Below are 21,098 nucleotides of genomic sequence, written 5' to 3'. Positions count from 1 at the left end.
GTAAGGGAGTTTTTGCGCATGTTAAAACGAGATCAAGCCGGTTATCTTTTTTCGAGGGAGATTACCCCTTTTATCATTCCAAAAGAGAAAGTGGTAGTCGTCGATCCGGATTGGTCCCTTGAACGGGCTTTGTTGGTGCTTACCCGGAAAGCAACGAATTCGGTGCCTGTGATTAATCAAAAAGGTCAAATTGATGGAATTATTAGCAAAACAGATATTTTAGATTTTCTTCTAAAAATGGAAAAAAAGGACACGATTGATTTTTCCCGCCTGGGAAAGCATAAAGTGAAGGATGCGATGGACAAGAATCATTCAGGAATTCTGGCTAATTCGATTTTCTCCTTTGCTTTTGAGGTATTAGTGAACCGATCTTATATTCCGATCATTGATCTCAAAGGTCAATTTGTTGGAATCTTGACGAGAAAAGTGATGATGGAACAAGTGATTGAGTATTTCAAAAAGGAATATATGGAGACGATTGCGGATCAAGTGTGATAAAGCGAAAACCGTCTCAACCTGCCGAGTTGGGACGGTTTTTTCATCTATATTAAACACGATTAAAGTTAAATGCAAACGGAAAAGGATAAACAGGATAGAATAATTTCAGATGACAGAAAGTTTTGCTTCAAGGTGTCTGCGTTGGTCAATTGGATGAAAATAGGTGATCGAGCAACTTTTCCCTGGAGCAATGTTGCAGAAATTGGGTTAGTTCTTCCCAATAACAAGCATCTCTGTGCTTGCCGGTAATCTGCGCGATCAGTTTCATATACTGCAACCAGCCAAAGAGGGTAAAGGGTATGACAGGAAAGGAAAAGTCCTCACGGTATGCGGGAAGCAGATTGGGTTCGATTTTTTGAAAGACGTTGGCGTATATGGCTGATTCAAGTGATTCCGGCAACTTGGGAACGGCCAAGATCAGGGGACGCTGTTTTTTCCAGATGTGGAGAAGCTTTTTTTTCAAAAAACTGTTGAGATAGCGCTCTTGGTCCGCCTTCTGCAAATTCACGCTGAAATAGGTAAATTCCTCTGATACAACCGCATTGTCAAATGAAAAAGGGGCCTGTTTATTGTAGAGTTCATCGTCTTTAACTGTAGAAGGGCGATCGTTTGTGTAGATTCCGATTTTTGGAACAGATGCATGAGGTGCCCCCAAGAGGTAAGGGATATTCTTTTTCATCAGAAACTCCTCCTACAAATACGCTTCTACACGAAAAGTGGCTCGATCGGTGAAATATTTTGTTCAAACATGAGCAATATTATCAAAAAATAAAAAAAGACAACAAAAAAACTCTTTTTTTAAAATGGGAGCAAAACAGATGTTGAGGGAAAATTCTAACGAAGGAGCAAAAAGAAATTTTGTACAAACCTTCTATGAATATTCTGCCTTAAATCCGCTTTAAAAGCAAGTGAAGTTTACAGATTTTTTGTAGAAAATTCCTCGTTCATTTGAGGATTTTTCGTGAACATGGATCTTGATATTTTTTTAAATAAACGATGCAGAAAAGAGAATTCGTTAAGGTAGTTTTGCAATATTATTAAATATACCAATAATTGCATTGTAATATATTGGAATGTCATGGGATTGGCAGAGAAGGACAAGATTCCTTTACTAAATATACTTTCTTTTTGAATAAATTTTTCCACTTATGATGAAAAATTATAAGAAGAATCGCTTGCCGCAGAAAGGGCATCCAGTATTTGCATGGCTTATGTTCCGGCCAACGACCGGATTGCATCTTTCTTCTGAAGCACGTTTGTGTTAGGATTGGGAAAATCAGAGTAACGGAATCTCAGGATCGGACAGCATCTGAACGGATTAGCGCACAAGCCGGGAGTTGAATCCGGGAATAATGGAACGGGAAGAGTAACGGTCCGGCCGGACGGAAAGGAATGACCGCACAACTGTTTCCGGACCGGGTTGAAGAGCAAAGTTCACTTGATATGATAAAAGTTGTGCAGTAAAATGTAATGAGAATCATATGATAATCAATCTAAATAACAAATTGTGTGGAAGCGGCGACCGGATTACCTGACAAGTTGCCGGTTTTCCCCGTATCTCCCTCCGCCAATAAAACCGGATGGTGTTCAGGAGATAAAGGAAAAGACTGATGGAGGAATGAGAAGATGTCGACAGCTCCAAAACTGACGATCAAAGATCTTTGCGTATCCATAGACGGTCAAGAGATTTTGAAAGGGGTCAATCTTGAAGTAAAGGGCGGAGAAGTGCACGCCATCATGGGCCCGAACGGAACCGGTAAAAGTACGCTCGCATCTTCGCTGATGGGACATCCGCGTTATGAAGTGACCAAAGGGGAAGTCACGCTTGACGGACAGGATGTGTTGGAGATGGGAGTGGATGAGCGCGCGCGGGCCGGTTTGTTTTTGGCCATGCAGTATCCGGCTGAAGTGAGCGGTGTGACCAACTCCGACTTTTTGCGCAGTGCGATCAATGCCAAACGCGGGGAAGGGAATGAAATCTCCCTGATGAAGTTCATCCGCGAATTGGATAAAAAGATGGAACTGCTGGAGATGGACGAAAAATTCGCCACCCGCTACTTGAACGAAGGATTTTCCGGCGGGGAGAAAAAACGGAACGAAATTCTGCAGATGATGATGCTGCAACCGCGAATTGCCATTCTCGATGAAATTGACTCGGGACTTGACATCGATGCGCTCAAAGTGGTGGCCAAAGGGGTCAACTCCATGCTGAGCCCGGATTTGGGTGTTTTGATCATTACCCACTATCAGCGCCTGTTGAACTACATTAAACCCGATTACGTACATGTCTTCATGCAAGGCCGCATCGTAAAATCCGGCGGTCCGGAACTGGCAGAGCGTTTGGAAGCGGAAGGTTACGACTGGGTGAAGGAAGAGCTGGGCATCGAAGATGAAACTGTTGGCCAAAGGGTGTAAGGGTGGTGCTGAAGATGAGTGTAGAAACCCGTATGCTTTTTGATGAAAACGTTGTGACCGAAGTATCCAAAAAACAGCAGGAACCGGAATGGATGCTTCAGTCCCGCCTTGAAGCACTTCGTGCCGCTGCCCGTCTTCCGTTGCCTCAATTGCAAAAGACCAATATCGACCGCTGGAATTTTACGGACTTTAATCCCTATAAAGATGAAGCACCGATCAAGGAACTGTCCGAGTTGCCGGAAAACATCGCCCGATTCCTGGTTGAACAGGAAAATTCCGGCTTGTTTATCCAGAAGAATTCCAGTGTCATCTTTCAAAATCTGTCAGCGGAATTAGCAGATAAAGGTATTATTTTTACGGATCTTGCCACCGCTGCCCGCGATCACGAGGAACTGGTGAAAGTGTATTTCATGAACGAAGGCGTGAAAAGAGACGAACATCAATTAACTGCGCTTCACGCCGCCTTGTTTAGCGGAGGAATCTTCCTCTACATTCCGCGCGGGGTTGAAGTAACCGTTCCGCTGCAAGCGATGTTTTGGCTGTCGGGCGGGAAGAACGGAATGTTGCCGCATGTTCTGCTCGTGGCTGAAGATCACAGCCGGGTCGATTTCGTGGCCAATTTCGTGTCGGACCCGGATGATGGCGGGGCAGTGAGCAACAGCGTGATCGAAGCATTTGTAGGGGCCAACGCCGATGTTCGTATTGCCACGGTGAACACGCTCGGCGAATCCGTTGTCGATGTGATTTATCGCCGCTCGGTAGTGGATCGCGACGGCCGGCTTGAATGGATTGTCGCCGACTTGAGCGATGGACGCCTCATTTCCGACAATACTTCCTCTCTCCGCGGAGAAGGCGGCAGTGTCAATGTAAAAGCGGTTGTGCTGGGAACGGGTGAGATGAGGGGGAATGTCACTTCCTATATCCGCCATCTGGCACGGAACACGGCAAGTGAGATCAATGCGCGATCCGTGATGAAAGACCAAGCTTCCAGCATTTTGAACAGTATCACGAAAATTGAAAAGGGAGCCAGCAAATCGGACGGGCAGCAATCGGGGAAAGTGCTGATGTTGGGAGAAAAGGCCCGCGGTGATGCCAATCCGATTCTCCTGATCGACGAGAATGATGTTGCGGCAGGCCATGCTGCGAGCGTGGGCCGGATTGATCCATTACAGCTCTACTACTTGATGTCTCGCGGGATCAGCCGGACAGAAGCTGAGAGATTGATCATTTACGGTTTCCTGGATACCGTCCTTTCCCAAATCCCTTCTGAGGCGCTGCGGAAGAGCATCCATCGCGTCATCGAAAGGAAGTTTGCGAATGAAAAACGCTCGTAAAGATTTTCCGATTTTGGATCAATCCGTCAACGGTCATCCGCTGGTTTATCTTGACAGCTCGGCAACCTCACAAAAGCCGGTTCAAGTGATCGAAGCGGTGGAAGCTTATTATAGAGAGATCAATTCCAATGTCCATCGGGGCGTTCATACTCTTGGCACAAAGGCGACAGATGCATACGAAGGCGCACGTGAAAAAGTGCGCCGTTTCATCAATGCGGGCTCGACCCGGGAGATTGTGTTCACGCGCGGGACGACGACAGGAATCAATTTGGTTGCGCGCAGTTATGCAATTCCCCGTTTGCAGCCTGGTGATGAAGTGATTCTGACGCCGGCGGAGCACCACAGCAATCTCATTCCGTGGCAACAAGTCGTGAAGGCCACCGGTGCAACCCTGAAATATTTCCCGCTTGAAGCAGACGGAACGCTTGATCTCGCCAAGGTGCGAACGACGATTACACCCAACACCAGAATCGTCGCGATTCAACAGGTATCAAATGTTCTCGGAACGGTTCACCCGATCAAGGAAATTGCGAAAATCGTCCATGAAAACGGAGGAATCATTTGCGTGGACGGAGCGCAAAGCGTCCCTCACATGAAAGTGGATGTACGCGATTTGGATGTCGATTTCCTCGCCTTCTCCGGTCACAAAATGTGCGGGCCGACCGGAATCGGCGTTCTCTACGGGCGTGAAGAGCTGTTGGAACAGATGGAACCGATCGAGTTTGGCGGCGAGATGATCGACCATGTCGACCTGACAGATGCGACCTGGAAGGAACTGCCGTGGAAGTTTGAAGGAGGAACCCCGATCATCGCCGGTGCGATCGGACTGGGAGCTGCCATTGATTATCTCGAATCGATTGGAATGGAGCAAATCGACGAGCATGATCGGAAGCTGGCCCGCTACGCATATGAAATGCTGAGTCAAGTGGAAGGCATCACCATTTACGGTCCCAAGGAAAATCGTACGGGTTTGATCACCTTTAACCTGGACGATATTCATCCTCATGATGTCGCTACGGTCCTGGATGCCGAAGGAATCGCCGTTCGTGCCGGACACCATTGCTGCCAGCCGCTGATGCGCTGGTTGAATGTTACAGCGACAGCAAGAGCGAGCTTTTATCTGTATAATGACGAAGCAGACATCGACCGCTTGGTGAAAGGCATTCAAAAGACGAAGGAGTATTTTGGCCATGTCTTTAGATGATCTGTATCGGCGCGTGATCATGGATCATTATCAGCGCCCGCGCAACAAAGGACGAATTGAAGACGGGGCGGTTACTGTTGATTTGAACAACCCGACTTGCGGTGACCGGATTTCGCTGCAAATGCGTGTGGAAGATGGCATCATTCAGGAGGCGAAATTCCTGGGTGAAGGTTGTTCGATCAGTCTGGCCTCCGCATCTATGATGACTGAGGCGGTAAAAGGGTTAAAGGTGGAGGAAGCACTGGAACTCGTCGACCTCTTCTCGAAGATGATGCAGGGGGAAGATGTAGACCCTGAGAAATTTCCGCTTGAGGATATAGAAGCGTTGATGGGAGTTGCCAAATTTCCGGCCCGGATCAAATGCGCTACATTGGCGTGGAAAGCGCTTGAGCAAGGTGTAAGAAATCAGCAAAAAGCAGACTAGAAGGGGGAAAAAACCGTGGCCGATCAAAACCAACTGCCCGATCTGTCGGAGTACAAGTACGGTTTTCGCGATAAAGACGTTTCGGTTTTCCGCTCCAAAAAAGGGTTAAGCCGCGAAGTGGTCGAAGAGATTTCCCGCTTGAAAGGCGAACCGGACTGGATGCTTGAATTTCGCTTAAAGGCGCTGGAGCAGTTTTATAAAATGCCGATGCCTTCTGCGGAGAACAGCAAGTGGTTTTCCATTTTGCCCGGTAAACTGGATGAACTTGACTTCGACGACATCACGTACTATGTCAAACCATCCGAGCGCCAGGGACGCAGCTGGGATGAAGTCCCTGAGGAAATCAAACAAACCTTTGACAAACTGGGCATTCCCGAAGCGGAACAAAAATTCCTGGCCGGTGTGTCGGCTCAATACGAATCTGAAGTGGTTTACCACAATATGCAAAAAGAACTGGAAGAGCAAGGGGTTATCTTCTGTGACACCGATACGGCTGTCCGTGAATACCCGGAGCTTCTGAAAGAGTATTTCGGTACGGTCGTACCGCCTTCAGACAACAAGTTCGCTGCTTTGAACAGTGCGGTCTGGAGCGGCGGCAGCTTTATCTACGTGCCGAAAGGCGTTCGCTGTGAAGTGCCGTTGCAGGCTTACTTCCGCATCAACTCGGAAAATATGGGACAATTTGAACGCACGTTGATCATCGCGGATGAAGGTTCGTTCGTTCATTATGTGGAAGGTTGCACTGCACCGATTTACAGCACCGATTCATTGCACAGCGCCGTTGTGGAAATCATCGTCAAGGATCATGCACGATGCCGTTACACCACCATTCAAAACTGGGCGCCCAACATTTACAACCTGGTGACCAAACGGGCCGTCGCTTATCGCGGTGCGCATATGGAATGGGTCGACGGAAACATCGGCAGCAAATTGACCATGAAGTATCCGGCTGTCATTATGCAGGGAGAAGGAGCAAAAGCGGATATCCTGTCGATTGCCGTTGCCGGTAAAGGACAGCACCAGGATGCAGGCGCCAAAGTGGTAGCCAATGCGCCGAACTGCACATCCACCATTATTTCCAAATCGATCAGCAAACAGGGCGGTAAAGTGACCTACCGCGGACTCTCCAGCTTCGGGCGGAATGCAACGGGCTCCAAGTCCAACGTCAAATGTGACACCCTGATTCTGGATGATCAATCAACTTCCGATACGATTCCGTATAATGAAATCAAAAATGACAACGTAACACTGGAGCATGAGGCGACCGTTTCCAAAGTGAGTGAAGAACAGCTCTTCTATCTGATGAGCCGCGGTCTTTCCGAAGAAGAAGCGACACAAATGATCATTATGGGCTTCATTGAACCGTTTACCAAGGAGCTTCCGATGGAATATGCAGTGGAAATGAACCGTCTCATCAAATTTGAGATGGAAGGTTCAATCGGATAAATTCTGCCGCAAAACCGTCAAGTGAGGCAGCTTGGCGGTTTTGCGTTTTTAACAGAGGAGGAATCAGGATGAAATGGATCGGCGAGTATTTTTATTTTATTCTGCTGGGAATTTTGGTGCTGATGTTTGCATTGGTGATCGGAACGCGTTTTTTCTAGCGGGCGGATCGGTTTTTTTTGACCAGGACGGCTTCGCGATTCCATTTTTTTAAGGTTGTTCGCGCATAATAAGGGTAAATGTTAACGAAGGTTTATGAGGTTCCTTTTAAACGGAGGGCGGAAAAAACATGACCTTGAAGCGCGAACTGACGGATCTGGAGCTTTCCTGTTACAGCGAATATTCAAAGCTTAAAACCGTGTTGATGTGTCCACCTGTTTACTTTCACATTTCAGAAGTGATTAACCGGGTACAACGGGTCCATATTGGGGAGATTGACCGCGAAAAAGCGAAACACCAATTTGAAAATGTGGTGCAAACCCTGGAGAGGCATGGAGTTGAGGTGATTTTGCTGCACTCGGATCCAGAATATTCCGACCAGGTTTATACGAGGGATATTGCCTGCGTGGTGGGGAGAGAGCTTCTGCTGGCCAATATGAAAGAAGAAGTGCGGCAGGGAGAAGAAACGGAGCTGGTCAGGCGGTTAAAAGAATGGCGCCTTCCTTACATTGAGGTCGGACACGGATCCGTCGAGGGAGGAGATATCCTCGTCGACGGTGATCAGGTTTGGGTCGGGCTGAGCGGCCGGACGGACAGAAAAGCGGTTGATGAGTTGGAAAAGCGCCTCCCTGATTTTACTTGGCACCGGATTCCATTGGAGAAAAAATATCTTCATCTTGACTGTATTTTCAACATTTTATCCCCGACTGAAGCGATTGTTTATCCCCCGGCTTTTTCAGAGGAAACACTGGCGATGTTCTCTTCTGTCCGGGAGTTGATTCAGGTGACGGAAGAGGAACAGTTTGGACTAGCTGCCAATGTATTGTCGATTGGAAATAAAGTGGTCTTGAGCCAGCCGCAATTCGGTCGCCTGAACCGTGAGCTGAGGCGGAGAGGGTATGAAGTGGAAGAAGTGGATATATCCGAAATAACCAAAGGAGGCGGGGCATTTCGCTGTATCACCCTGCCGCTCGTCCGGGAGTAAAGAAAAAAAGCGGGAGGTCATCCCGCTGGAAATGCTTTGTCGTTTTGAGATAAATGTTTCAAATAGCCGGATACAGTCTCGATGGCCACGGCGATTGCCCGTTCATCCGGTTCGATTTGCGGATGGTGCAGACCGTAGGGGGTTTCAACTCCAAGCCAGAACATGAAACCGGGAATCTCCTGCAAAAAATAGCCAAAATCTTCTCCGGCCATTGTTTCGCTGCATTCGACCACATGGAAGCGGGTGTGATTTTGCGCCCATTGCAAAAACGATTGGGTCAGTTCCGGATGGTTGTACACCTGGCAGTAGTTGGCCCCCCAGTCGATAGTGGCCTTGCAGTCAAATCCGGTTTCGATCCCGCGAACCAGCGCCTGAATTCGCTGTTTTACCGTTTCCATCGCTTCGGTTGACAACGTGCGAATCGTCCCTTCCAGGCGGGCGTGTCCGGCGATGATATTCTGCTTGGTTCCGGCTTCGATCTTTCCGATGGTGACCACTCCGGCATCAAGCGGATTCAGATTGCGCGAGACGATCGTTTGCAATTGCAGTGTGAGTTCCGCGGCAGCGACCGCCATGTCATTGGCCAGATGGGGTCGGGCTGCGTGACCGCTGGTGCCGCACAGATCGATGAACAGCTCAGACGTGTTGGCAAAAAGGATTCCCGGACGGGTGGCAATTGTACCCACCGGATATTCCGGGGCGATGTGCAGCGCCAGGATGAGGTCGGGCTTCCAATCGGAAAACTCTTTGCTTTTCAGCATGGGAAAAGCGCCTCCCGGACCTTCTTCCGCCGGCTGGAAGATGAACAGGAGATCATCATCGACCGGATGTTCACAGAAATGGGTGATCAACCCCAGGGCGATGGCCATGTGCATGTCGTGTCCGCATGCATGCATGTAACCTTCATGTTTGGAACGGAACGGGTAACTGGTTTGTTCGGTGATGGGAAGTCCGTCCATATCCGCTCGGTAGCCGATACAGCGTTTTGGATTCTGTCCGGGGATTCTCACCAGTACTCCCGTGCGCCAGGTTTTGATTTGCAGGCGCGGGGGCAGGGAAGAGAGATAGTCCAGGATGAACTGTTGCGTTTTCACCTCGCAAAATCCCGGTTCGGGAATCTGATGCAATTGTCTGCGCAGTTCAATAAAACGATCAGTCATTGCTCTTTCTCCTTTAATCGGCGATTTGCAGCATACGTTTTTCCAGCGCCTGAATGAAGAAGTCGGTTTCCTCCCGTTTCAGCGTCAGCGGCGGGAGAAGGCGAATCACGGTTTTGGCCGTCACATTGACCAAAATTCCGTCCGTGAGCAGTTCTTTTTGCAACCGTATCACATTCTCGGCAGACAGGGAGGTACGGATGCCGATCATCATGCCCCGCCCGTCCATACCCGTGATCAGATGCGGGTATTTTTCTTTTAGAGCCTCCAATCGTCTCCACAGATAATCGGCCCTTTGTTTGCCCTGTTCCAATCCCCCTTCTTCCAACAATACATCGAGGACGGCGTTGCCCATGGCTGCGGATAGCGGAGAAGGAGCGAATGTGGTTCCGTGGTCGCCTGGTTTAAATACATCGGCTGCCCTTTCGCCCGCGATGATGCCGCCGAGTGGAAGTCCGCCGCCGATCCCTTTGGCGAACAAGATGACGTCAGGAGTTAAATCAAATTGCTGATACGCGAATAAGGTACCGGTGCGTCCCATTCCCGTTTGAATCTCATCCACGCAAAAGAGCATTTCCTCTTCGGCACACAGATCATCAATCGCGCGTAGGAACGATTCGGAAAGCGATACGACGCCACCAGCACCGAGAATCGGTTCCACCAGGATGGCGGCCGGCCGGTTCTGCCTGCAAACTTCCCGCAGTTCGGCAATATTATTCATTTCCACCTCATAAACGGGAAAAGCTGGTTGCGGGTAATCCTGGTATACACCCGGTTGCCGGGTCAAGCGCAGTGCACCGAGCGTTCGCCCGTGAAAGCTGTTTTTCAGCACGACGATGCCTTCTTTGCCGTTTTGTTCCCGCCGGGCCCATTTGTGAATCAGCTTGATGGCCGCTTCGGTCGCTTCTGCCCCGGAACCGCCGAAATAAACCTTCCCTTTCCCGAAAGTGTGCTTTACCAGCCGCAGCGCCAAACGGATGGCCGGCGGATTCAAGAAGATATTGGAAATGTGGAGAAAGCGGTGTCCTTGTTCCTCCAATGCCTTCATCAGACGGGGATGCGCGTGACCGAGGATGTTGACGGCCAAGCCGGTGAACAGGTCGAGATAGCGGTTTCCCGCTGTATCATAAAGATAGTTGTTTTCCGCTTTTTCAATGGCGATCGGCAGACGCTGTACAGTCGGCATGATATAGGTTTGGTCGAGTTCTTGCCAGTTCGTCGTCATGTTGCCTTCTCCTTTTGATATAAAATGAGGCCCCGGAGGGCCAAATTTCTTCTGATGGGGTAGCGGGCCGATTAAAGCTCGCGCAATGCTTGAATAACCTCTGTTTTCGATCGGGTCTGGCTGTCGATCTCTTTAATCACGCGGGCCGGAGTTCCGGCAACAACGGTGTTGGGCGGAACATCTTTGGTGACAACGGCGCCCGCAGCAACGACCGAGCCTTTGCCAATGCGAACCCCTTCCAGGATGACGGCATTGGCGCCGATTACAACATCGTCCTCGATGACAACAGGTGTCGCGGATGGCGGCTCGATGACGCCGGCAATGACTGCGCCGGCCCCGATGTGGCAATTTTTCCCGATTGTGCCGCGTCCGCCGACGACAACGTTCATATCGATCATGGTGCCTTCACCGATGACGGCCCCGATATTGATGACGGCTCCCATCATGATGACGGCATTTTTTCCGATTTCCACCTGGTCGCGAATAATTGCCCCAGGCTCGATCCGCGCTTCAATCTGCTTCAGGTCAAGCAACGGGATCGCAGAATGGCGGCGGTCATTTTCCACCACATAGTCTTCGATTTTATCCTTGTTTTCGTTCAGGACGGGAGCGATCGCTTTCCAGTCACCAAACAAAACGCCAACGTTGCCGTTAATAAAGGTTTTTATGTCACTATCAAATTTCAGGCTGTTCAAATCCCCTTTGATATGTACTTTGACCGGGGTTTTCTTTTCGCTTTTTTGAATAAACTCAATGATCTGGTGTGCGTCCATTTCTTTCATACTTTCGGCATCCTTTCTGCGGGTATTAAAAAAGGAATCCCTTGAAATTCGCGGATACAAACAGATTTCAACACAGTAAAGTATAACATATGTCATCCTTTTACAAAACCAGCCCGGTCAAAACAAAGGAGCCGGGTCCCCCATGTTTGCAAATGGGTCGCCCGGCTCCCGGTATTAGAGACCGCCTGGTTCGCTGTTTCCATCAGGGGCCAATCCGCCTGGTTCACTGTTGGTGATATGGATGCTCAGTCCGCCCGGTTCGCTGTTGCTTGCCATTTGGAGAGAATGTTTTTGCACGTGAAAGAGGAGGGTAAAAGCTGAAACCAGCGCAAAGGAGGAAACAACCAAAATGGAAATAAATTTAGATGCTTTCCTCAAGGAATTCTACCTCCTTTCTATTAAACTCTTTCTTTACATTATACATATTTCGCATGCAATTCTGAAATTCCTGCTCGTCTTTTCCGTCAAAACAGCGGGCCAGGCTGAACCAGGCTTTAAATTCTTTCTCTTTGTATCCCTGTTTTTGCGCGATTTCCAGGGCTTTTTGATAGTGCGAGATCGCTTCGTCCGTTTTGTCGATAATTTGACACAAATCGCCCATCATGATGAGGCTGGTGCTGAGCCGGGAAGTATCGTTGAACTTTTCTGCATATTTGATTGCCTTTTCCAAAGCGCCGTACGCATTTTCGTTTCTTCCCTGCTTCATGTAGAGAATGCCGAGCCGGGTATATACGGTGGTCAGGCGTTGGTCTTCAGGGAATTTTCCTTCGAGTTTCAGGGCCATTTTGAAGGAGGTTTCCGCGAGATCCCATTCCTTTTTCGCTGTGTATACACTGCCCAGAACGGTCCAAAGATCGCACATGCTGTCGTATTGTTTGTTGCGGCGCGAGATTTCGATTCCTTCCGTGGCAATTTCGATCGCTTCATCCAAGAGACCGGACAGTCTGGAAAACTCGGACCTCAGCCAATAAAAGCCGAGCGCAGTTCCGATATCGTCCATTAACGGGATTTGCTCCCATATTTCATGAACCAGCTGAATTCCTTCGGTGATGCGTCCGGTTCGTTGCAGGTAAACCCCTTTGTTGCGGTATAAAAGGGCTTTGATATGCCGGTTTTCACCGTCTTCCACAAATGCCTCGATTCCGTTGTTGGTGAATTCCAGGGCTTGTTCAATATCATTGCGGTAATAGCTGATCAAGCCCAAAAGAAGGTAGCTGGCCGCTTCCATGTTGTTTTCTTTGTACGGATTTTGCTGTGAGATGCGAAGTGCGTTATATAGAGCGCGTTCGGCTTGCTTCCATTTTCGTTTACCCATGTAACATTTAGCTTTAAAATAGTAGGCGTGGGCAATATATGGATGGCTTTCTTCCAAGTTGAGTTCTTCCAAAAGGTCGAGCGCTTCGTCGATAAATCCTGTTTTTCGCAGAGTGGCGATGGTGAGAAGTTTAAATTTTACTTTTTTTAATTCTTCCTGCTCCTGTACCAGCATTTCCGGAAGTTTATGCATTGGAAGATCCAATTTTTCCAGCAGATATGAAATTTTCTCGGGACTCACATGTGCGACTCCGCGTTCGATATTGCTGACCGTCGCCGGGGAGATATTTTCGTCGGCCAAGTCCTCCAGCCTGAGCCCGCGGTCTTTTCTCACCTTCCGGATCACTTCGCCGATTTCGTGCAAAGCTAAGGTCTTCATCCCGGTCACCTCTCTTAACCTGATTATTATTATATTACACCTTTTTAAAAAAATTGGGAATGTGTATTTTTTAATTTTCTTAAATATACTGGTGATCTGGTCGTTTTTTTAACAGCCTCGTGGCGAACATCTTTTACAATCCGTTATGTTTGCTGAAAAAATAGGTTAAAAAGATAGATAGAGCTTGTTTATCCATATTGGGAGGAATCATGTTGTTTATTTTATTTTTAAAGATTTTGCGGAAAAGAATTTGGGAAGACGGCATTTTTGATTTGGCTGCCCAATTAGCATATTACTTCCTGATGTCCCTGTTTCCCTTTTTGCTGCTGGCGGTCACGATGCTCGGCTTTCTTCCGTTCCGGTCCGACAATATTCTCGGAATGATCAAACCGTATGCTCCGGCCGGCACTTACCAACTCATTGCTTCCAATTTGACCAGTATTCTGGATCAGCAAAACAGTGGCATTTTTTCCGTCAGTTTGATTGTGACGATCTATCTCGCTTCAGTTGCCTTCCGGTCGATCATCCGGATTCTGGACAACGCTTATCGCGTTCATGTCGAACGGACTTTTTGGAGTGAGTTTATCATCGGTTTTTTTCTGATGTTCAGCCTGCTCGTCGCCCTGATCGTCTCCTTGACCCTGCCGATTTTCGGGAAGATATTGGGGGAATTCGTCTTCAGCTTGTTCGGGGTGGAGAAATGGTTTTTGGAGTTTTGGGTTTGGGTTCGCTGGCTGTTAAGTACGCTCGTTTTATTTTCCGTCTTTTGGAATCTTTACAAGTGGGCCCCGCACATTCGCGTCTCCTTCAGGCAGGCATTGCCCGGTGCTGTTTTTGCAACCCTCGGCTGGCAGATCAGTTCGTACGGTTTTTCGTTTTATGTTTCGATCAATCAAAATTATTCCCATATCTATGGGAATTTAGGAGCGATCATCGTTTTGGTCGGCTGGTTTTACCTGTCGGCAGTCGTGCTTGTCCTGGGGGGATTGATCAATGCGACCTGGTATCAGGTGAAGTTGGGGAGAGCCGTGACGGAAACGGGGGAGAAAGTATATTGACAAGTAGTTCCGGTGAAACTTTTCGGGCATTTGTCTCGTCACAATAGATAGGGTCAGGATGTTTGGCAGCCATCTCATCCAAATACGGGTGAGATTTCACCAACCAGTTGTGTCTAAATATTTAATTTATTTATAACTCGGCGGCAATCGGTGCGGCTGCGGGAGGGAAATAAAGTTGTAATCGAAGAAATAAATATATAATTGAAATTATTATTTTCACAAACGGTTGGTAAATCCCATATGAGCCGGATTAAAAACAGAAAGAAGGTGAAGAGATGAAAGAATGGGATCCGATTGAATTGAATATCGAGCCGCAAGACGGTGAATTGGAGTTCGAAATAGGCGGGCTGAAATGGGAATTGCCTGATGATGGTGTCGAGATTGATATCGATTTTTGACCGGGATTCAGGCGGGCTGATTTAACGGAGATACAAAGCGATATTATAACCTGTGTTTAAGATCGCTCTGCCGATAGGGTGTATGCCGACAAACATGAGCAGAAGGATCCGGGAGCAAAGAGATGCCTCCGGATCCGACTGATCTATCGGAACTTGAAACAAGCCGGCCGCTCTTTTGGCAGAGCGGTTTTTCTTTTCCGGAAAGAATGAAAAAATCGAAAATAGGTATTGTTATATAACAGTAACTGTGCTAATATAGTTACTAACAAGGGGTTTCTGTTATATAATAATGCAAATCGTGATCAAAGGGGAGAAATACGATGTATGATCTGGAATTGGAAGGGATCAAAGTGAATGCCCCGATCCCCCCAGCCTATGAAGAAATTTTAACAGCAGGGGCACTTTCGTTTATTGGCAAATTAGCCAGGGCTTTTACCGCCCGGCGGGATCGGTTGTTATGTAACAGAATGAAACGGCAGGCTGATCTGGATCGCGGGATTTGGCCCGACTTCCTCGAGGAAACCAAAGCGGTGCGGGAAGGGGATTGGGCGATTTCCGATCTGCCGGAAGACTTGAAGGACCGGCGAGTTGAAATCACCGGGCCGGCCGGAGACCGAAAAATGGTCATCAATGCGCTCAACTCCGGGGCGAAGGTGTTTATGGCCGATTTTGAAGACGCCAGTTCTCCCACATGGAAGAACATGATTCAAGGTCAGATCAATTTGCGCGATGCGATTCGCGGGACGATTCAATTTACCAGCGAAAACGGGAAAACCTATCGCCTGCAGGAAAATCCGGCGGTACTGGTTGTCAGACCCCGCGGGCTTCATCTGGATGAACACCATATTTGGGTTGACGGCCAGCCGGTTCCGGGAGGATTGGTGGACTTCGGTCTTTATTTTTACCATAATGCCAGCCTGCTCATAAAAAGGGGATCCGGGCCCTATTTTTACTTGCCCAAGCTGGAAAGCCATCTGGAGGCGCGTTTCTGGAATGATGTCTTTTTGTTCGCCCAGCACGAATTGGGCATTCCGCGCGGAACGATCAAGGCCACTGTTTTGATTGAGACGATCATGGCTGCGTTTGAAATGGATGAAATTCTTTACGAACTGCGTGAGCATTCAGCCGGTTTAAATTGCGGGCGCTGGGATTATATCTTCAGTTTTATCAAAAGATTAAGGAATTTTCCTGAGGTGATCTTGCCGGACCGGGCCAGTGTGACCATGACCGCACCCTTCATGCGGGCGTACAGTTTGCTGGCGATCAAAACTTGCCACCGTCGTAACGCCCCCTGCATCGGCGGAATGGCTGCGCAAATTCCGGTCAAAAACGACCCCGGGGCAAATGAGCGCGCGAAAAACTCGGTCCGGCTCGACAAAGAGCGGGAAGCGAAAGACGGGCATGACGGCACCTGGGTGGCTCATCCCGGTTTGGTTCCCGTCGCCAGGGAAGTATTTGACCGGTTTATGCCCGGACCGAATCAGATCGGGAAGCAGCGGGAGGATGTCGCCGTTTCCGCGAAAGACCTGCTGAAAGTTCCCAAAGGCAAGATCACGGAGAAGGGATTGCGCACAAATATCCGTGTGGCCATTTTATATCTCGAAGCCTGGATTCGCGGATTCGGGGCGGTCGGAATCGACCATCTGATGGAAGACGCGGCAACCGCGGAAATCTCCCGGGCTCAGGTGTGGCAATGGATTCGCCATGAAAAAGGGGTGCTGGAGGATGGGCGGAACATCAGCCCGGCATTGGTGCGCGAGATGATCGGTGAAGAGTTGGAAAAATTGAAAAATGAAGTGGGTGAACAGCAGTGGCCGGATCGGAAATTCGAGGAAGCGCGCCGTCTGTTTTCTGAATTGGTGTTCGATAGTGAATTTGCGGAATTCCTGACACTCCCGGGTTCCGGACTTCTTTTCCAATTCGATCAGAAAGGATGACGATCAATGAGATATGCTGAACAGGCAGAGATGTTGCGAAAAGATTGGAAGGAAAATCCCCGTTGGAAAGGGATTTCCCGTACCTACACGCCGGAGCAGGTGCTGCGTCTGCGCGGATCGGTTCAAATCGAATACACGTTGGCCAGAAGAGGGGCGGAACGTCTTTGGGATTTGCTGCACCGCGAGCCCTTTATCCGCGCATTGGGTGCCTTGACCGGGAACCAGGCAGTACAACAGGTAAAAGCGGGGTTAAAAGCGATTTATTTGAGTGGATGGCAAGTTGCGGCTGATGCCAATCTGGCCGGACAGATGTATCCGGATCAAAGTCTCTACCCGGCCAACAGTGTTCCCGAGGTGGTGAAACGGATCAATCGGGCGCTTCAGCGGGCCGACCAGATTGAGCATGTGGAAGGCAAAACGGACCGGGAATGGTTTGTTCCGATCGTGGCGGATGCGGAGGCGGGATTTGGAGGGCCGCTCAATGTGTTTGAGCTGATGAAAGCGATGATTGAAGCCGGGGCTGCCGGTGTTCATTTTGAAGACCAATTGGCTTCCGAAAAGAAATGCGGGCATCTCGGCGGGAAAGTGCTGATTCCCACCTCACAAGCAGTGCGCAATCTGATTGCGGCGAGGCTGGCCGCAGATGTGATGGGGGTGCCGACCGTGCTGATTGCCCGCACGGATGCCAATGCCGCCCAATTGATTACCAGTGACATCGATCCACGTGATCACGAGTTTATCACCGATGAACGAACGGCGGAGGGATTCTACCGGATTCGCAACGGACTGAAAACAGCGATTGCCCGCGGGCTTGCTTACGCACCGTATGCCGATCTCATCTGGTGTGAAACGTCGGAGCCCGATCTGGAGGAAGCACGGCAGTTCGCTGAAGCGATTCATGCCAAGTTTCCGGGGAAAATGCTGGCTTACAACTGCTCTCCGTCGTTCAATTGGAAAAAGAAATTGGATGAAAAAACGATTCTCCGCTTCCAAGAGGAGCTCGGGAAAATGGGATACAAATTCCAATTTGTGACCTTGGCCGGCTTCCATGCCCTGAACCACAGCATGTTCCGGCTGGCCAAAGAGTACAACAGAGAGGGAATGGCCGCCTACTCCAGGCTGCAACAGGCCGAATTTGCACTGGAGAACGAAGGGTACAGCGCCACGCGCCATCAGCGGGAAGTGGGTACGGGCTACTTTGATGAAGTTTCCATGGTCATCTCCGGAGGAACCTCTTCAACCACTGCCATGTCAGGTTCGACAGAAGAAGAACAGTTTACGGCGTGACCGGGAGATTGTCTGGAAGAAAGCCGTCCGGGTTGCTGCGGGCGGCTTCTTTGATGTGTCCGGCAGGCAAGAGTTGATCCCGGATCGAACAGTTTATAGAAGAGTTCCTTAGGGGGATGAATCAATGAACCATTTTTCAACATGGCCCGAAGTGAAAAACGTGGAGATCGCCTTTTTGCCCATCGGTTCGCTGGAGCAGCATGGGTATCATTTGCCAATCGCTGCCGACAGCATCATTGCCGAAGCGATTGCACATGAATGCGCCAAAAGATTTGACCACTCGTTTGTCTGCCCGGTGCTTCCTTATTCCGCATCATTCGAGCATGCGGGCTTTCCTGGTTCGATCTCGTTGCAGTCCATTACGATTATCATGGTTGTCAAGGATATTATCCGCTCATTGGAGCGCATGGGCGTGGACAAGATCGTGATGATCAACGGGCACGGCGGAAACTATTTGTTGGGGAATATTGCACAGGAGATGAATGTGGATCATTCACGCATTTTGCTTGCGCCCAGCCGCAAACATTGGGAAAAGGCGTATGAACAGGCCGGGATTTCGGCCGCTCCTTCGCGTGACATGCATGCGGGGGAGGGAGAAACATCCATTCTCATGTACTTGGATGAGGCATTGGTGAGGATGGAGCAGAGGGTGGATGTGGATTCGCCGGAACGCGATCTGCTGACGGCATGCGGAATAAAACCTTATACGGAAACGGGAGCGATTGGATTTCCGACCCGGGCCAGTGCAGACAAAGGGAGAATCCTCCTGCAAGCTTTGGGGGAGCAAATTTCAATGACAGTTCGGAAATTCATGGAAGGAACATGATAAGCAAGACTTAAAGCCAACCAAAACAAAGAGCGACACAAAACCGGGGCAAACCCCGTTTGCGTCGCTCTTTGTTTTGGATTCTCATCCGGTTCATCGCATCCTAATCGTGGTGGCCATTTTCCGCTTTGATCGATTCATAGATATCATGCAAAAGCTGTTGTTTCGTCTGCCATAAGTTTTCTGATAGATCCACATGGTATTCTTCTGGATTTAATATGCGCAAATGCTCCTCCCAGAAGAGAGAGAGCTGCTGTTGATGATAACGGCGGATTTCGTCCAATGAAGGCAGCTCGTAAACCCGTTCGCCGTTTTTAAAAATCGGTTGCAAGAGGGGAATGGCCCGGAAATGTTTCACCTTTTTGCGTCGGAAAGGTTGCAGCGGGTGAAACAGAACCAGCGGTTTGGATTCATCCACTTGTTCTTCAAGCAGGGTGAGCAGATCGCCGCGGGCTTTTCCGTTCTTGCGGTCCACAATGCGATAAATGTTTTTGAGGCCCGGAGTCGTCACTTTCGATGGATTGGAAGAAATTTTAATCGTCGGTTTCCATTCGCCGTTTTCATAACGGGAGACCATTTTGTACACAGCGCCCAATGCCGGTTTGTCATAGGCGGTGATCAATTTGGTGCCGACGCCCCATGCGTCGATCTTCGCCCCCTGCGATTTCAGATTTAAAATGGTGAATTCGTCCAAATCGCTGGAAGCGACGATTTTGGTTTCCGTAAGTCCGGCTTCGTCCAACATTTTCCGGGCTTTTTTGGAAAGGTAAGCGAGGTCGCCGCTGTCCAGACGGATTCCGGCCAGGGTTTTTCCTTGCTGTTTTAACTCCAGTCCCACCTGAATGGCGTGCGGAATACCGCTTTTCAAGGTGTCGTAGGTGTCGACGAGAAGCACCGCTTGATCCGGAAAAGCAGCGGCATAGGCCCGGAACGCTTCCAACTCGCTGTCAAAGTCCTGCACCCAGGAGTGCGAATGCGTGCCCGATGTGGGAATGCCGAACACATTGCCGGCCAGTGTGTTGGAGGTGGCGTCAAACCCGCCGATATAGGCGGCCCTGGCTCCCCAGACGGCGGCATCCATTTCCTGGGCGCGGCGTGTCCCGAATTCCAGAAGCATGTCGTCTTTGGCAATATGGCGAATACGGGCTGCCTTGGTGGCGATCAGTGACTGGTAACCGATGAAATTGAGGAGCGCCGTTTCAATCAACTGAAGCTCGATCACCGTTCCCTCCAGCCTGACCAGGGGTTCATCGGGAAAAACGATGGTTCCCTCCGGCATGGCATGGATATTTCCGGTAAAGCGGAACGAACGTAACAGATCAAAAAATTCCGGTTCAAAGTGTTCATTCATTGAACGCAGGTATTCGATGTCTTCTTCGGTGAAACGCAGATTCTCCAGATAATGAACGGCTCTTTCCAAACCGGCGAAGACAACATATCCGTTGCCGAACGGCAGGCTGCGAAAATACAGGTCAAATGCCCGCCGGTGATGATGCGTTTTGTTTTTGAAGTGTGCGTACATCATGGTGATTTGGTATTTATCCGTATGCAGTGCGGAAATCGGTGGCAAATTCATTTTTTGTAAACTCCTGTCTGTCTGTATTGCCATGGGATTAATCAGTGATTTTATAAATGATCGGGATCGCTTGGTTTTTCTTTATATAGTAAGCGCCTAGTTGCACTTGTTTATCCTTCAGGGAAAGAATCCAAAAACTTTTGTGGACAAAATGCCAGCCTGAGCGGTCGCGGGCCGATGGATAAGCATCGCTGAGCGGATGGGAATGCAAAACGCCGAGCCATTCCAGCTGAAGGGAACGGATTTTTTTGACGGCTTCAAAGTAGGCACGCGGTTCAAAATCAAGGAAACAAGGGCCGCTGTTTTGTCCGGGGATTGGAAAAAAATGCGTGATCACGGACCCGTGGCCGGCCAAAAAACCGTATCCCTGATGCGGATACTGATTCAGGCAGTACTCCTTCATCTGTTCAATTACATAAGAGTGAATGGTAAGAAAGGATGGCTTCATCCCTCAGCTCTCCCCGCCGGATTTGATCAACCCAATCTATGAATCTCCCATTATTTTATATTTCTCTGAAGATGAAGTCTATGGGCAACTTGCGTGATTGGGAGAAAACGATCAGGGATTTCCGGCATAAGCGGTTGATGGAACAAGCTTAAGCAAACTTGCAACACACTTTTGAAGAATACGCGACCTGACGTTTTTTTCCGATATCACTAATGGTAGAATGAAGGGAGAAGCTCATTATTTACGGAA

General features: G+C 49.2%; 20 protein-coding genes. 12 read left to right on the top strand and 8 right to left on the bottom strand.

Translation table 11 applies throughout. The features are described 5' to 3' along the window. The first annotated feature begins 18 nt into the window (after positions 1 to 18). A complete protein-coding gene (locus tag I8U19_RS13065; RefSeq protein WP_033099556.1) occupies positions 19 to 495 on the top strand; it encodes a CBS domain-containing protein in 477 nt (158 codons plus the stop codon). A gap of 148 nt (positions 496 to 643) precedes the next feature. On the opposite strand, the gene I8U19_RS13060 is transcribed toward I8U19_RS13065, so the two are convergent. Continuing rightward, positions 644 to 1,177, bottom strand: a complete 534-nt coding sequence (locus I8U19_RS13060) for a hypothetical protein (protein WP_033099555.1) — start codon at positions 1,175 to 1,177, stop codon at positions 644 to 646. A 947-nt stretch (positions 1,178 to 2,124) separates the two neighbouring features. On the opposite strand from I8U19_RS13060, the gene sufC reads away from it, so the two are divergent. The 6 genes from sufC to I8U19_RS13030 all read left to right on the top strand — a co-directional run bounded on the left by sufC (position 2,125) and on the right by I8U19_RS13030 (position 8,462). Beyond that, positions 2,125 to 2,913 (top strand): Fe-S cluster assembly ATPase SufC, encoded by a 789-nt coding sequence (gene sufC / locus I8U19_RS13055; protein ID WP_033099554.1) that lies wholly within the window; start codon positions 2,125 to 2,127, stop codon positions 2,911 to 2,913. A 14-nt stretch (positions 2,914 to 2,927) separates the two neighbouring features. Beyond that, positions 2,928 to 4,247, top strand: coding sequence for a Fe-S cluster assembly protein SufD (gene sufD, locus I8U19_RS13050; RefSeq protein ID WP_198056095.1), 1,320 nt, complete (start codon positions 2,928 to 2,930; stop codon positions 4,245 to 4,247). Continuing rightward, complete coding sequence (locus I8U19_RS13045; RefSeq protein ID WP_152568460.1) at positions 4,231 to 5,451, top strand: cysteine desulfurase; 1,221 nt, start codon at positions 4,231 to 4,233, stop codon at positions 5,449 to 5,451. Before sufD ends, I8U19_RS13045 begins: the two co-directional genes overlap by 17 nt. Further along, positions 5,438 to 5,875 (top strand): Fe-S cluster assembly sulfur transfer protein SufU, encoded by a 438-nt coding sequence (sufU, locus tag I8U19_RS13040; RefSeq protein ID WP_033099552.1) that lies wholly within the window; start codon positions 5,438 to 5,440, stop codon positions 5,873 to 5,875. The genes I8U19_RS13045 and sufU overlap by 14 nt, the downstream gene beginning before the upstream one ends. 15 nt (positions 5,876 to 5,890) lie before the next feature. Continuing rightward, the gene (sufB, locus tag I8U19_RS13035) at positions 5,891 to 7,321 is read left to right on the top strand and encodes a Fe-S cluster assembly protein SufB (RefSeq protein ID WP_033099551.1); all 1,431 of its coding nucleotides are present in this window, start codon (positions 5,891 to 5,893) and stop codon (positions 7,319 to 7,321) included. Between the two features lie 286 nt (positions 7,322 to 7,607). After that, complete coding sequence (locus tag I8U19_RS13030; RefSeq protein ID WP_198056094.1) at positions 7,608 to 8,462, top strand: dimethylarginine dimethylaminohydrolase family protein; 855 nt, start codon at positions 7,608 to 7,610, stop codon at positions 8,460 to 8,462. A 17-nt stretch (positions 8,463 to 8,479) separates the two neighbouring features. Here the strand turns inward: I8U19_RS13030 and I8U19_RS13025 are convergent, their stop codons facing one another. The 5 genes from I8U19_RS13025 to I8U19_RS13005 form a co-directional block, all read right to left on the bottom strand. After that, positions 8,480 to 9,622, bottom strand: a complete 1,143-nt coding sequence (locus I8U19_RS13025) for an N-acetyldiaminopimelate deacetylase (RefSeq protein WP_198056093.1) — start codon at positions 9,620 to 9,622, stop codon at positions 8,480 to 8,482. Between the two features lie 13 nt (positions 9,623 to 9,635). Next, a complete protein-coding gene (locus tag I8U19_RS13020; protein WP_033099548.1) occupies positions 9,636 to 10,844 on the bottom strand; it encodes an aspartate aminotransferase family protein in 1,209 nt (402 codons plus the stop codon). Positions 10,845 to 10,915: 71 nt separating this feature from the next. Further along, complete coding sequence (gene dapD / locus I8U19_RS13015; protein WP_198056092.1) at positions 10,916 to 11,626, bottom strand: 2,3,4,5-tetrahydropyridine-2,6-dicarboxylate N-acetyltransferase; 711 nt, start codon at positions 11,624 to 11,626, stop codon at positions 10,916 to 10,918. 174 nt (positions 11,627 to 11,800) lie between these two features. Next, the gene (locus I8U19_RS13010; protein ID WP_033099546.1) at positions 11,801 to 12,004 is read right to left on the bottom strand and encodes a hypothetical protein; all 204 of its coding nucleotides are present in this window, start codon (positions 12,002 to 12,004) and stop codon (positions 11,801 to 11,803) included. Beyond that, on the bottom strand, positions 11,988 to 13,319 hold the full coding sequence (locus I8U19_RS13005; RefSeq protein ID WP_033099545.1) for a helix-turn-helix domain-containing protein: 1,332 nt from the start codon (positions 13,317 to 13,319) through the stop codon (positions 11,988 to 11,990). The genes I8U19_RS13010 and I8U19_RS13005 overlap by 17 nt, the downstream gene beginning before the upstream one ends. Positions 13,320 to 13,531: 212 nt before the next feature. Here I8U19_RS13005 and I8U19_RS13000 point away from each other — a divergent pair, with 212 nt between their 5' ends. The 5 genes from I8U19_RS13000 to I8U19_RS12985 all read left to right on the top strand — a co-directional run bounded on the left by I8U19_RS13000 (position 13,532) and on the right by I8U19_RS12985 (position 18,825). Next, a complete protein-coding gene (locus I8U19_RS13000) occupies positions 13,532 to 14,377 on the top strand; it encodes a YihY/virulence factor BrkB family protein (protein ID WP_160173793.1) in 846 nt (281 codons plus the stop codon). Between the two features lie 275 nt (positions 14,378 to 14,652). Then, positions 14,653 to 14,775 carry a hypothetical protein gene (locus I8U19_RS17515; protein WP_255517848.1) on the top strand — a complete coding sequence of 41 codons (123 nt, stop codon included), beginning with the start codon at positions 14,653 to 14,655 and terminating at the stop codon, positions 14,773 to 14,775. A 320-nt stretch (positions 14,776 to 15,095) separates the two neighbouring features. After that, positions 15,096 to 16,712 (top strand): malate synthase A, encoded by a 1,617-nt coding sequence (gene aceB / locus I8U19_RS12995; protein WP_198056091.1) that lies wholly within the window; start codon positions 15,096 to 15,098, stop codon positions 16,710 to 16,712. A gap of 6 nt (positions 16,713 to 16,718) precedes the next feature. Next, complete coding sequence (gene aceA, locus I8U19_RS12990) at positions 16,719 to 17,999, top strand: isocitrate lyase (protein WP_198056090.1); 1,281 nt, start codon at positions 16,719 to 16,721, stop codon at positions 17,997 to 17,999. 124 nt (positions 18,000 to 18,123) lie between these two features. Next, positions 18,124 to 18,825, top strand: a complete 702-nt coding sequence (locus I8U19_RS12985) for a creatininase family protein (protein ID WP_198056089.1) — start codon at positions 18,124 to 18,126, stop codon at positions 18,823 to 18,825. Positions 18,826 to 18,928: 103 nt separating this feature from the next. Here I8U19_RS12985 and I8U19_RS12980 read toward each other — a convergent pair whose 3' ends face one another. Next, positions 18,929 to 20,401, bottom strand: a complete 1,473-nt coding sequence (locus tag I8U19_RS12980; RefSeq protein ID WP_198056088.1) for a nicotinate phosphoribosyltransferase — start codon at positions 20,399 to 20,401, stop codon at positions 18,929 to 18,931. A 37-nt stretch (positions 20,402 to 20,438) separates the two neighbouring features. After that, entirely contained in the window at positions 20,439 to 20,849 is a 411-nt protein-coding gene (locus tag I8U19_RS12975; protein WP_052153939.1) for a M67 family metallopeptidase, read from the bottom strand. Positions 20,850 to 21,098: the final 249 nt, after the last annotated feature.

Origin of the sequence: Thermoactinomyces sp. CICC 10523 (assembly GCF_016055105.1) — a bacterium.
Lineage (GTDB): Bacteria > Bacillota > Bacilli > Thermoactinomycetales > Thermoactinomycetaceae > Thermoactinomyces_A > Thermoactinomyces_A daqus.
The sequence above is the reverse complement of the archived record's forward strand: the minus strand, read 5'-3'. Positions and strand labels throughout refer to the sequence as shown.

Coding starts and splice junctions, on each gene's coding strand:
- sufU (WP_033099552.1), top strand. CDS start 5,438: ATGTCTTTAGATGATCTGTATCGGCGCGTGATCATGGATCATTATCAG.
- sufC (WP_033099554.1), top strand. CDS start 2,125: ATGTCGACAGCTCCAAAACTGACGATCAAAGATCTTTGCGTATCCATA.
- I8U19_RS13025 (WP_198056093.1), bottom strand. CDS start 9,622: ATGACTGATCGTTTTATTGAACTGCGCAGACAATTGCATCAGATTCCC.
- I8U19_RS13020 (WP_033099548.1), bottom strand. CDS start 10,844: ATGACGACGAACTGGCAAGAACTCGACCAAACCTATATCATGCCGACT.
- I8U19_RS12975 (WP_052153939.1), bottom strand. CDS start 20,849: ATGAAGCCATCCTTTCTTACCATTCACTCTTATGTAATTGAACAGATG.
- I8U19_RS12985 (WP_198056089.1), top strand. CDS start 18,124: ATGAACCATTTTTCAACATGGCCCGAAGTGAAAAACGTGGAGATCGCC.
- I8U19_RS13005 (WP_033099545.1), bottom strand. CDS start 13,319: ATGAAGACCTTAGCTTTGCACGAAATCGGCGAAGTGATCCGGAAGGTG.
- I8U19_RS17515 (WP_255517848.1), top strand. CDS start 14,653: ATGAAAGAATGGGATCCGATTGAATTGAATATCGAGCCGCAAGACGGT.
- sufD (WP_198056095.1), top strand. CDS start 2,928: ATGAGTGTAGAAACCCGTATGCTTTTTGATGAAAACGTTGTGACCGAA.
- I8U19_RS12980 (WP_198056088.1), bottom strand. CDS start 20,401: ATGAATTTGCCACCGATTTCCGCACTGCATACGGATAAATACCAAATC.
- I8U19_RS13065 (WP_033099556.1), top strand. CDS start 19: ATGTTAAAACGAGATCAAGCCGGTTATCTTTTTTCGAGGGAGATTACC.
- I8U19_RS13030 (WP_198056094.1), top strand. CDS start 7,608: ATGACCTTGAAGCGCGAACTGACGGATCTGGAGCTTTCCTGTTACAGC.
- aceA (WP_198056090.1), top strand. CDS start 16,719: ATGAGATATGCTGAACAGGCAGAGATGTTGCGAAAAGATTGGAAGGAA.
- dapD (WP_198056092.1), bottom strand. CDS start 11,626: ATGAAAGAAATGGACGCACACCAGATCATTGAGTTTATTCAAAAAAGC.
- aceB (WP_198056091.1), top strand. CDS start 15,096: ATGTATGATCTGGAATTGGAAGGGATCAAAGTGAATGCCCCGATCCCC.
- I8U19_RS13045 (WP_152568460.1), top strand. CDS start 4,231: ATGAAAAACGCTCGTAAAGATTTTCCGATTTTGGATCAATCCGTCAAC.
- I8U19_RS13060 (WP_033099555.1), bottom strand. CDS start 1,177: ATGAAAAAGAATATCCCTTACCTCTTGGGGGCACCTCATGCATCTGTT.